Genomic DNA, 12,051 nt, shown 5'->3' on the forward strand with positions numbered 1-12,051 from the left:
GCATGATATGAAGAACGTACCGAGGGCGGGGGCTAAAAGTAGTCAAAAACGTGTGTTATAGGACTATTTTTTCGTAATCCATAGACCATTTAGACTAGGCATATCCCAGCTAACTCAGGCCGCGGTTATCCAGCCGCTCTGGAGACCCCATTCTGCCTGCCATTTCGCCTGGAAAAGACCAGCCATGGCAGAGGCTCTATGAAAAATCTCATCTCATCTGTCACACATGTCTGGATACGGCTGACACAACAGAAAACCTTCCTTTGAGTTACGAATCCTAATCAATACACTTAGAAAGGATCGTTTTACACTCTAACCCCCTACAGGTAACGTGAAGTTCAGATCGACGTAATGAGCCATTTAAAAAATGTTCCAATACACGAGTTTACTCACTTTTAATAAGTGTATTTTATTTCTCAAGGCTTTTAGACGTAGAAAATAAGCGACTTAATGCCTGTATCTTCTCCCAGCAGATATATAAAACAACGGAGCAAGCCAAAGATGAAAATCATCGACGTCGAGTATGCAATTATTGGCGCCGGGACGGCCGGATTAGGTGCTTACTCTAAGATCAGTCGCAAAACGGACAGCCTGGTCATGATCCAGGATGGCCCCTACGGCACAACTTGCGCCCGAGTAGGCTGCATGCCCAGCAAGCTGCTGATCACGGCCGCCGATCATGCACACGATATCGAAACCAGCGAGTTTTTCGGTATCGAAAGCACGGGGACAGTCAATGGCAGAAAAGTGCTGGAACGTATGCGCCGGGAGCGGGACCATCGGTTCGTTGCGCGCAACCTCCAGTATGTCGAGAAGATACCGGCCCACCATAAAATCGAAGGGCGCGCTCGCTTTATCGCACCGGGTCACCTGATTGTCGGCGACGGGGTTGAAGTCAAGGCGAAGAAAATCATTCTTGCCTGTGGCTCGAGGCCCGAAATCAGCGAGGTGTTCAACCCCGTTCTGTCACGCGTGCTGACCAGCGATACGATCTTCGAGATAACAGACCTGCCGCGTTCCGTTGCCGTCATTGGCCTGGGGGTCATTGCGCTGGAATTGGGACAGGCACTGCACCGCCTGGGTGTTAAAACCACTTTGTATGGCCGTTCCGGAAAAATAGGCGGCCTTACCCATCCGGATATGCAGCAGGAAACCCTTAAGACCCTCAGCAATGAGCTGGAGATCTACCCCAGCGGTACCGTGGAGAGAACCTGGGAGGATGAAGGCGCCTGGATCCAGTACCGGCAGAGTCATGGTGAGACGGTAACCAAGGTATTCGACCGAGTGCTGGTGGCAACCGGCAGGGTGTCCAATGTCGATCGCCTGGATCTTGAGGCCGCTGGTGTCTCATCCGATCAGCACGGCAATCGGTCTTTCGACCCCGATACCCTGTCCTACCCCGGACACCCCATTTTCATCGCCGGCGATGCAACCGACGTGCTACCGGTATGGCATGAAGCCTTCGATGAAGGCCGCATCGCAGCTGACAATGCGATGCACTACCCGGATACAGTGGACGCCAAACGCCGCACGCCGCTGATGATCTACTTTACCGACCCGCAGATGGCGATTATTGGCAAAACCTACCAGGAACTGCAAAGCCAGGAGATTATCGTTGGCGAGCTGCCATTCGCCAGCCCACGGCATATCGTGTGGAACAAGGTCGATGGCCGTATTCAAGTGTACCTGGAGGCACGAACAGGCAAGATCCTGGGGGCAGAGCTGCTTGGCTATCAGGCCGAACACCTGGCCCATATTCTGGCACTGGCCATCACTCACCAGATGACCGCCGAGCAGGTGCTGGAGATGCCCATCTACCATCCGAGTGCCGAGGAGCTGCTGCGCGACGTGTTGGAAAACGCTCAGCGAAAAAGATAATCCCCCCAGATTCGGCCTTTGGCCAGCCGGTTAAATTTTGCTGCGCCCAACCGAACTCTTGGACAGCCCTGCCCATGAAGCTCGGTGTGTGCAGCTCACGATGGCACTTCGCCGCTAAGGTACCCTCCGAGGCGGCTTTTTTTAACTTTTTAGAAGAGTTTGAATTCTTAATTCACGATCCTGTCCACAGGCTCGTTCTCAAACTCTTCCTACAAACTCTTTGGTGAAGCCCTTGAAAGAGATGTTTACTTCCATCATTCGTAGCATTGGCGAGAATCCGGATCGCGAAGGTCTGCTCGATACCCCGGCGCGCGCAACAAAGGCGTTGGAGTATCTGACCAGCGGCTACCGGACAAGCCTGGAAGAGGTTGTCAATGGCGCGCTGTTCGAGTCCGACAACAGCGAAATGGTGATCGTCAAAAATATCGAGCTCTACTCATTGTGCGAACACCATCTGCTGCCTTTTATCGGCAAGTGCCATGTCGCTTATATCCCTTCCGGCAAGGTAATCGGCTTATCCAAGATAGCGCGCATCGTCGATCTGTTCGCTCGCAGGCTGCAGATTCAGGAGAACCTGACCAAGCAGATTGCGGACTGCATCATGGAGGTGACCGGCGCGGCCGGGGTCGGTGTCGTGGTTGAAGCCAAGCATATGTGCATGATGATGCGCGGCGTCGAAAAACAGAACGGCTTGATGACGACGTCAATGATGCTGGGGCAATTCCGTAAGAGCGGCGCAACACGCGCCGAATTCCTCTCTCTTATCAACTGATTCGCCACGCTCGCCTGGTGATAATCACGCGCAATCCGGAACCGATATAGCGCTCAACCGCTCTATCGGTTCCTTCGTCCTTGCTTCAGAAGTTCAACTCCAAAAACAATTCACAGCGTGATTATCCAGCACTAACAGGGCTAATCAACCTGCTTAGAAAACGTCGTTTTACACCCCTCGCCACTCTTCTTAGGATCATTATTCGGATCTGCTTCGCCGCCGCGATAATAAAAACAAACAGGACTTATATAATGAACCAAACCGCTCAACGCAGACTATTAACAACTGAAAGTGATACGGAATACGACGAGGATACGGGCTACTACGATACGGACTACACAGTAGGGCAGGATAACGTTCAGGTTATGGGTATGGACATCCACAACCCCGTTTTCGGCGTAAGCGCCGGTCTGATTCTGCTTTTCATTATCGGAACACTGCTGTTTCCCGCCGAAGCCAAAGTTGCCCTGACCGGCGCGCGCAGCTGGTCGATCGAAAACTTCGATTGGCTGTTCATGATTGGCGCTAACGCCTTCGTGTTTTTCTGTCTGGCCATGATCCTGCTGCCGATCGGTCGGGTTCGCCTCGGTGGTGCCTCCGCTCGTCCGGAGTTCTCCACTGTCTCCTGGTTCTCGATGCTGTTTGCCGCCGGCATGGGTATCGGGCTGATGTTCTGGAGTGTTGCCGAACCCGTCGCCTACTACACCGACTGGTATGGCACGCCGCTGAATGCGGCAGCCAACACACCGGAGGGTGCTTCAATGGCGCTGGGTGCCACCATGTTCCACTGGGGTCTGCACCCCTGGGCGATCTACGGTGTCGTCGCACTGGCGCTGGCGTTCTTCTCCTATAACAAGGGCCTGCCGATGACACTGCGGTCAGCCTTCTACCCGCTGCTGGGCGAACGCTGCTGGGGGCCGATCGGGCACCTCATCGACATTCTGGCGGTACTGGCCACTATCTTCGGTCTGGCCACATCCTTGGGACTTGGCGCGCAACAGGCGTCCGGAGGACTTAACTACCTGTTTGGCATTGAAAACGACATCACCACTCAGATCGTGGTGATTGCCGGTGTGACCAGTGTAGCACTGCTTTCCGTGGCGCGCGGTCTTGATGGTGGCGTCAAGCTGCTCAGCAACATCAACATGATCATCGCTGCCGGCCTGGTTGCGCTGGTTATCGTGCTCGGTCCGACGCTGGAGATCTTCAGCTCCATGGGCTCAATCCTGGGCAGCTATGCCGAAAACATCGTACCGCTGAGCAATTGGGTCGGTCGTGAAGACAGCTCCTGGTTCCACGGCTGGACCGTGTTCTACTGGGCCTGGTGGGTGTCCTGGTCACCGTTCGTCGGCATGTTTATCGCCCGCGTTTCCAGAGGCCGTACCGTACGTGAGTTCATGATCGCCGTGCTGCTGGTGCCTACCCTGGTGACCCTGGTCTGGATGGGTGTGTTCGGCGGTACCGCCCTGGAGCAAGCGCAGGCTGGTGTCGGCGCGCTGGCTGGGGGGATCACCGATGTTTCACTGGCCATGTTCCAGATGTTTGAGAATCTGCCGCTGACCATGCTGATGTCCTTTGTCGCCGTCATGTTGGTACTGGTGTTCTTCATTACCTCAGCCGACTCCGGCTCACTGGTCATCGACAGTATCACCTCCGGCGGTAAAACCGACGCCCCAATGTTGCAGCGCCTGTTCTGGGCAACACTGGTGGGTGTTATCGCGGCCGTGCTGCTGGTTGGTGGCGGCACCGAGGCGCTGACAGCCCTCCAGGCCGGTGCGATCACGACCGGACTGCCATTTACTCTAGTGCTAACACTGATGTGCTTGAGCCTTTATAAAGGTCTCAAAACGGAAATACGCTAGTACGTATTTAGAATATAAGCTAGGAACAAGCCGGCATAAAGCCGGCTTGTTTAATGGCGTCTAGCCGAAATTTTCATCGCTTCGGCTTGGAGCAATCTTCGATAGGACATAAAACTTACTCGCTCGTCCGATTCTTAATTTCCATCAGTTGCGACAAACTAAGCGAAGTTGATTTAACATCCTTGGTTACCATATAAATATAATAGCGATCGATGCCGATATCTTCGTCGAGTAACTGCTCAATTAACGCCTGGAAATTGAACAGGCTGGTTGTTATGACCTTGAGTACATAGTCACAACCACCACCAGTCGCGCAGCATTCAACTATTTCATCGATACTCTGTATGCGTTTTTCAAACCGATCAAAATCTGACTTTTTATGTGCCTTTAGAGAAACAGTCACAAAAACCTTGGTTATGTCGATAATTTTATCAACAGCGACCTGTCCTCGATAACCCGTTATAAGACCCGCATTTTTGAGCTTGGTAAGTCGTAACCAGCAGGGTGTTGGCGAAAGATTGACCAATTCGGCAAGCTGGTTTTTGCTTATTTGTCCATGCTGCTGCACAGCACTCAAAATCCGGATATCCATTGCATCTAGCGCGACTTTTTTCATATTTTTAACGCTACAAATAGCATCCTATAGGCACGAGTTTAGTTGCCCGGATGAAGATCTTCAATTTTCAAACGGCTAACACAAACGGGTGAGCTGCGCCCATTTTATCGGTTTCGCACAGGGCGTTCGCTCGAACGGCGATTAGCGAGTATAGCGTCAGAGGAGGCGGCCGAACAGAAAAATGGACGTCGGCGTTGCCTGCTATGTGGGTTTATATTTAGCCCGCCGACGCTTGAGTTATCGGTGGTTCCGAAACGATGCTAAGGGGGCAGCTGTGCACACGACATGACGCCGATGGCGCTAAAATCGCCCTAGTTCAGGTATCTGTCGAGGTAAGGGTGGGAGCAGGAAGGGTCGGGAGCATTAGGCTGTCGCTTAACTAAGCACCCTGCTAATCCCGGATCGATGAGCGATCCGGCTAACCTGAGTTTGTTTCACGCTACGGGATGAAAGGCAGGCCTCTAATGCCAGGGTTTAGAGTGCCTGCCTATCTCGTCTATCCATCAATTAGACGGTCAGACCTTTAGGTTCGGGAAGGGAGTGTGCGCGACAGCATGCGGTGACTGTATTCGCCAGTAGACACGCAATGGTCATCGGCCCCACACCGCCGGGTACCGGTGTGATAGCACCGGCAACCTCTTTGGCGGCTTCGTAGTCCACATCGCCGACCAGTCGCGTCGTACCGTCTTCTTGGTCAATGCGATTGATACCCACGTCAATCACGGTTGCGCCCTCCTTGAGCCAGGATGACTGAACGAAATGAGGCTGGCCGACTGCGGCAACAACGATATCGGCCTGCCGCAGGATATCCGGCAAATTCCTTGTACGCGAGTGAGCGACGGTTACTGTGCAGCTCTCTCTGAGCAGCAACTGGGCCATGGGCTTACCGACGATGTTGGAGCGCCCAATCACCACCGCATTCAACCCTGACAGGTTGCCGCAATACTCGCGCAGCATCATCAGGCATCCCAAAGGGGTGCAGGGCACCATCGCCTTCTGCCCGGTGGCGAGCAGGCCCGCATTGGAGATATGAAACCCATCCACATCCTTGGCTGGATTAATCGCATTGATCACCAGCGCTTCGTCGATATGCTTCGGCAAGGGAAGCTGGACGAGGATGCCATGTACCGACAGATCGTAGTTGAGCTGTTCAATCAGCGCCAACAGGTCAGCTTCGGAGGTATCGGCAGGCAACTTGTACTCGTAGGAGTGCATGCCGACCTCTACGGTTTGCTTGCCTTTCGAACTGACATAGACCTGGGATGCGGGATCATCTCCTACCAGTACAACCGCAAGGCCGGGCGTAATCCCATGCCTCTGTTTGAGGTGCGAAACATGCTCAGCTACACTCTCACGTAGTATCGCTGCGAACGCCTTACCGTCGATGATCCGAGCAGTCATGCCTGTCTCCTTCTTCGATCGCGCACCGCCTGACAAAGGTTAACAACCTGCATAGTCGGTGCACTTATATTCGTTGTTGTTTTAGTTACGCAGCTCTATAAAAAAGCTGCGATTGCCCAGCCAGGAAAAATGCAAACAGGCGTCTATTAAGGGGTTGCGGTACCCTTTGTATTTCCTGGCATTACGCTGCTGAAGCCGGCCGCCCTGAAGCCCCGCCATGCTCGGTAATCCAATGTGCGTTGGCGGTAATCCCTCCCAACGGGAAGAAGTGCACCTGCTCAACACCGAAGTGCGGATGGCGCTCTTTATGAGCCGCGAGCTCAAGCAATATATCGGTCGGCTCGTAGGGCATAATCAGCTTGGATACATCCTTCGCCCGGCGCTGTAGCACCCGCATACTGGGGCCCACACCACAGGACAAAGCATATTTCATCAGGGTCTGCAGCTTGGCAGGTCCGGCCAGGCCCATATGAATTGGCAGGTCTATCCCCTCCTCCGCCAGCCGATCGGCCCAGGCGATCACCGGTGCTGCCTCGAAACAGAACTGGGTCGTGATCGCCAACTTCGCATCGGTGCGTTCGGAAAAGGCCCGCTTCCATTTCAGCGCTTGCATGACCAGCCTGTCAGAGCCATCGGGATCGATATCGCGGTTTCCCTCAGGATGACCCGCAACGTGCAGATGCTCGAAATCGTTAAACAGCCCGGTCTCGATCAGCTGAATAGAGCTCTCGAATTCTCCCGCCGGCGTGCTCAGTCCGCCACCCAGGAGCAGTGCCTGTTTTACGCCCGCCTCGCCCTGATATTGGGCGATCCAGTTCGCCAGTTCCGCACGGTCCTTGATCACACGGGCCGGAAAATGCGGCATTACCGGGAAGCCTTCATCGGCCAAGCGACGCGCGGTGCGCACCATATCCTCAATCGGCGTGCCGTCGATATGGGCTATGTAGACACGGGTACCTTCGGGCAGGAGGTCACGAAAATTCTCCACCTTCTCGGCAGTCTTCGGCATAACCTCTATCGAATAGCCGCGCAGGATGTTCTCCAGTAGATGAGGCCCCTGCCCCTCCTTGCTGGCGTCCGCGGATTTACAAAGAAAAGAGAACAGCCCCATACAATGTCTCCCGTCTGCTGGCTCTCGGCCAGGCTCTGTTTTTATAGTTGCAATGAGCGTCCGTTGGCACAGGAGGTGTCCGCTTGCCCTTTGGGCATCACGGCACCGTAAAATCTGTCTCAGCCGGCTGTATTGGCGGCGCAGGCCAGATCCTGTGCCCCTGGAAGAACCTACGGTGATAGCCTGCTATCACCGTGCGTCTTGCTGACGACTTTTAAGCTGCCGCGATTTTCTTGTTGGGATCGAAGAACGGTCTTTCGACCACGGTGGCGGTCCGCTTCCCATTGGGCATATCCACTTCCAGGGTCGTGCCAATCTCTGCAACATCCGCGCTTACCATCGCCAGCGCGATATTCTTCTCCAGACGCGGAGAGAAGATCGCCGAGGTGACCTTGCCCACGGACTGCCCCTCGTTTTCCAGCGTCCAGAACTTGGTGTTCGGACCCGACAGGGCCGGACCGTCGATCAACACGCCGACCTGCTTGCGGGATACACCCTGTTCACGGATTCGCTTGAGGGCCGCCTTACCGATGAACTCGGCTTCCATATCCAGCTCAACCAGCCGATCCAGGCCCAGTTCATACGGGTTGGTGTTGATGTCCATATCGGCGTGATAGGAGAGCATGCCGCCTTCGATGCGGCGAATAGAGGATGTATGCCCCGGCTTGAGACCAAAGGGAGCACCCGCCGCCATGATCTTTTCCCACAGCTCGTCGCCCTTCGAGGAGTCCTGCAGATAGAGCTCATAGCCCAGCTCGCTGGACCAGCCGGTGCGGGACACGATCAGCGGAATGCCGTCGAGGTCATACTCGCGCAGCCAGTAGTAACGGAGATCGGTGATGCTGTCACCGAACAGCGCCTTCATGATCTCGCCGGACTTCGGCCCCTGCAGCTGAAGCGGAGACACGTCCGGCTCGCGGATCTGCACGTCCAGGCCAGAGTTGACGGCCACGCCCTGCGCCCAGAGCAGAATGTCGCTGTCCGCAAGGGAGATCCAGAAGCGGTTCTCTTCCAGACGCAGCAGGATAGGATCGTTCAGGATGCCGCCGTCGGCATTGGTGATCAGCACATATTTGCACTGACCCACGGCGCACTTCGACAGATCCCGAGGTGTCAGCATTTGAGCAAATTTTGCGGCGTCAGGACCGCTGATCTCGACCTGACGCTCTACCGCAACGTCGCAAAGAATCGCGTCGTTTACCAGGTTCCAGAAGTTTTGTACCGGATCGCCGAAATCACGCGGAATATACATGTGGTTATAGACCGAGAATCCGGTGGCCCCCCAACGCACAGTGGCGTCGAAGTACGGAGATTTACGGATCTGTGTGCCGAAACCAAACTCTTTTTGCTCTTGCTTGCCCATCTACTCATCCTCTTATTGTGCGGCCGTTTTTCAGATCTGTGGTTACCAACGAGCGGTAACGCTTGAATAAGGAAATGATATGAGGAACACACTGAATACGAGGCCTAAAGGGGGGCGACCAAACTGCATATCAGGACTAATTTTGGGTACCCTTTGGACCGTTTAGACTACAGCCAGGCAGAGAGCCGGATAGCACCCAAAATGCATACGCTTTAACACTCAAAACGGCTCTGGGCGCAGCTCTTACGTAGAGGTTTCATAAGCCTAGCGGCGAGGCGAAGTCATATCGGGCGATGGTGTGAACACGAGAAGGGAGATCCTCTAAATGGCAAAAGCGGATCACCCGATTGGCCGGGGGATCCGCTTGTTATTTAGAGCAGCTGAGCGTTGAAGGGAAAATCAGTGCCCCGGGAAGACAATCGTCTTGTTGCCGTTGAGGAAACAGCGTCGCTCAACATGCAGTTTGATCGCCTTTGCCAGTGCAAGACGCTCGGTGTCGCGCCCTTTTGCCACCAGCCGATCCGGGGTATAGGTATGATCCACCGACTCCACGCCCTGGGTGATGATCGGACCTTCATCCAGGTCTTTACTGACGTAATGCGCAGTCGCACCCACCAACTTCACCCCTTTCTCATAGGCCTGATGATAAGGCTTTGCACCTTTGAATCCCGGCAGCAGCGAGTGGTGGATATTGATCGCACGTCCGTGCAGCTTCCTGCACATATCATCGGAAAGTACCTGCATGTAGCGCGCCAGCACGACCAGATCGGCCTCGGCTTTCTGGATGATATTCCACATCTCCGCTTCCTGCTGCGGCTTGCTTTCCGCAGTAATCGGCAGGTGGTAATACGGAATGTTGTACCACTCAGCCAGCCTTTGCAGGTCAGGATGATTGGATATGATAGCCGGAATCTCGATGTTGAGCGCCCCGATGCTGTGACGATGCAAAATATCCTGAAGACAGTGATCATACTTGGATACAAGGATAACCACCTTGTCTGGAATCGATGAATCCCGCAGATCCCATACCGCATCAAAGGATGCTGCGCGATCTCCAAACTGGCTGCGCAGGCTTTCTTCAGCCAATTCACCGGCACCTATATAGCGGAACTCCACTCGGAAGAAGAAACGCCCAACATCATCATCGTCAAAGGTATGTATCTCATACGCATAACACTCATGCTTATACAGGCATCCGATTATCAGATCGAGTACACCCAGTTTGCTGGCTGAGCTACCGCTGAGGATATAGGTTTTTTCGTTTGTGTTCATAACACCGGGTCCTTTAATCAATTCATGCGCCGTTTAGGCTTCAGAAGATATTGGCGTTGGAAAAACCTGCGCTCGAATATCTTCTGATGGGTCTTGGACTGATATATTTTTATTAGTCGACGTAAATTCGCTGAGGCTTAACCTGCCGCGATTTTCTTGTTGGGATCGAAGAACGGTCTTTCGACCACGGTGGCGGTCCGCTTCCCATTGGGCATATCCACTTCCAGGGTCGTGCCAATCTCTGCAACATCCGCGCTTACCATCGCCAGCGCGATATTCTTCTCCAGACGCGGAGAGAAGATCGCCGAGGTGACCTTGCCCACGGACTGCCCCTCGTTTTCCAGCGTCCAGAACTTGGTGTTCGGACCCGACAGGGCCGGACCGTCGATCAACACGCCGACCTGCTTGCGGGATACACCCTGTTCACGGATTCGCTTGAGGGCCGCCTTACCGATGAACTCGGCTTCCATATCCAGCTCAACCAGCCGATCCAGGCCCAGTTCATACGGGTTGGTGTTGATGTCCATATCGGCGTGATAGGAGAGCATGCCGCCTTCGATGCGGCGAATAGAGGATGTATGCCCCGGCTTGAGACCAAAGGGAGCACCCGCCGCCATGCTCTTTTCCCACAGCTCGTCGCCCTTCGAGGAGTCCTGCAGATAGAGCTCATAGCCCAGCTCGCTGGACCAGCCGGTGCGGGACACGATCAGCGGAATGCCGTCGAGGTCATACTCGCGCAGCCAGTAGTAACGGAGATCGGTGATGCTGTCACCGAACAGCGCCTTCATGATCTCGCCGGACTTCGGCCCCTGCAGCTGAAGCGGAGACACGTCCGGCTCGCGGATCTGCACGTCCAGGCCAGAGTTGACGGCCACGCCCTGCGCCCAGAGCAGAATGTCGCTGTCCGCAAGGGAGATCCAGAAGCGGTTCTCTTCCAGACGCAGCAGGATAGGATCGTTCAGGATGCCGCCGTCGGCATTGGTGATCAGCACATATTTGCACTGACCCACGGCGCACTTCGACAGATCCCGAGGTGTCAGCATTTGAGCAAATTTTGCGGCGTCAGGACCGCTGATCTCGACCTGACGCTCTACCGCAACGTCGCAAAGAATCGCGTCGTTTACCAGGTTCCAGAAGTTTTGTACCGGATCGCCGAAATCACGCGGAATATACATGTGGTTATAGACCGAGAATCCGGTGGCCCCCCAACGCACAGTGGCGTCGAAGTACGGAGATTTACGGATCTGTGTGCCGAAACCAAACTCTTTTTGCTCTTGCTTGCCCATCTACTCGTCCTCTTATTATGCGACCGCGTTATCAGCTCTGCCGTTAAACGCTTGAACAAGGAAATGATATGAGGAACGAACTGCAGGCGGAGCCTAAACAAAGGCCAGAAAGCCCCTTATCAGGACTATATTTCTGCTCCCTTTGGACCGTTTAGGCTAATGCCAAACATGAGAGCAAATCGCGAGGAATAGGCATACTCGCACCGATTCAACAGCAGACCGATGGATTCACCTGACTCAAAGATCTGCTAGAGCTGAGCAAGCGTTGGCGCTGAACAAGATCACTGTGCAAGCAGTTTGCAAACGGACAGAGAAAGGGCAGTAGATGGCTACAAAAGCCCAGAAACGAAAAAAATCGCCAGCAGGCGATTCATTCAGGTCTCTGATTTTAATGGTCGGGACGGCAGGATTTGAACCTGCGACCCCTTGCACCCCATGCAAGTGCGCTACCAGACTGCGCTACGCCCCGACTAGGCGGAGACCTGAAGGT

At 54.4% G+C, this 12,051-nt stretch carries 9 protein-coding genes and 1 tRNA gene; 3 read left to right on the forward strand and 7 right to left on the reverse strand.

The features are described 5' to 3' along the window. Nucleotides 1–501 precede the first annotated feature (501 nt). The 3 genes from KQ940_RS03700 (at nt 502) to KQ940_RS03710 (ending at nt 4,512) form a co-directional block, all read left to right on the forward strand. Entirely contained in the window at nt 502–1,878 is a 1,377-nt protein-coding gene (locus KQ940_RS03700) for a dihydrolipoyl dehydrogenase (protein ID WP_217411845.1), read from the forward strand. A 241-nt stretch (nt 1,879–2,119) separates the two neighbouring features. After that, entirely contained in the window at nt 2,120–2,650 is a 531-nt protein-coding gene (gene folE / locus KQ940_RS03705; protein ID WP_217412234.1) for a GTP cyclohydrolase I FolE, read from the forward strand. A gap of 365 nt (nt 2,651–3,015) precedes the next feature. Next, nucleotides 3,016–4,512: a BCCT family transporter gene (locus KQ940_RS03710; protein ID WP_246589717.1), complete on the forward strand. Its 1,497-nt coding sequence runs from the start codon at nt 3,016–3,018 to the stop codon at nt 4,510–4,512. Between the two features lie 115 nt (nt 4,513–4,627). Here KQ940_RS03710 and KQ940_RS03715 read toward each other — a convergent pair whose 3' ends face one another. The 7 genes from KQ940_RS03715 to KQ940_RS03745 form a co-directional block, all read right to left on the reverse strand. After that, nucleotides 4,628–5,128, reverse strand: coding sequence for an Lrp/AsnC family transcriptional regulator (locus KQ940_RS03715; protein WP_217411849.1), 501 nt, complete (start codon nt 5,126–5,128; stop codon nt 4,628–4,630). Nucleotides 5,129–5,635: 507 nt separating this feature from the next. Continuing rightward, complete coding sequence (gene folD, locus KQ940_RS03720) at nt 5,636–6,529, reverse strand: bifunctional methylenetetrahydrofolate dehydrogenase/methenyltetrahydrofolate cyclohydrolase FolD (protein WP_217411851.1); 894 nt, start codon at nt 6,527–6,529, stop codon at nt 5,636–5,638. Nucleotides 6,530–6,710: 181 nt separating this feature from the next. Then, a complete protein-coding gene (locus tag KQ940_RS03725; protein ID WP_217411853.1) occupies nt 6,711–7,640 on the reverse strand; it encodes a methylenetetrahydrofolate reductase in 930 nt (309 codons plus the stop codon). Between the two features lie 214 nt (nt 7,641–7,854). Beyond that, on the reverse strand, nt 7,855–9,003 hold the full coding sequence (locus KQ940_RS03730; protein WP_217411855.1) for a glycine cleavage T C-terminal barrel domain-containing protein: 1,149 nt from the start codon (nt 9,001–9,003) through the stop codon (nt 7,855–7,857). Nucleotides 9,004–9,402: 399 nt separating this feature from the next. Then, the gene (purU, locus tag KQ940_RS03735) at nt 9,403–10,275 is read right to left on the reverse strand and encodes a formyltetrahydrofolate deformylase (RefSeq protein ID WP_217411857.1); all 873 of its coding nucleotides are present in this window, start codon (nt 10,273–10,275) and stop codon (nt 9,403–9,405) included. 137 nt (nt 10,276–10,412) lie between these two features. Continuing rightward, nucleotides 10,413–11,561, reverse strand: coding sequence for a glycine cleavage T C-terminal barrel domain-containing protein (locus KQ940_RS03740; RefSeq protein ID WP_217411859.1), 1,149 nt, complete (start codon nt 11,559–11,561; stop codon nt 10,413–10,415). Between the two features lie 392 nt (nt 11,562–11,953). Continuing rightward, nucleotides 11,954–12,030: transfer RNA gene (locus KQ940_RS03745), tRNA-Pro, on the reverse strand. Nucleotides 12,031–12,051: the final 21 nt, after the last annotated feature.

Source organism: Marinobacterium ramblicola, assembly GCF_019084545.1.
In the GTDB taxonomy this organism is placed as follows: Bacteria; Pseudomonadota; Gammaproteobacteria; order Pseudomonadales; family Balneatricaceae; genus Marinobacterium_D; species Marinobacterium_D ramblicola.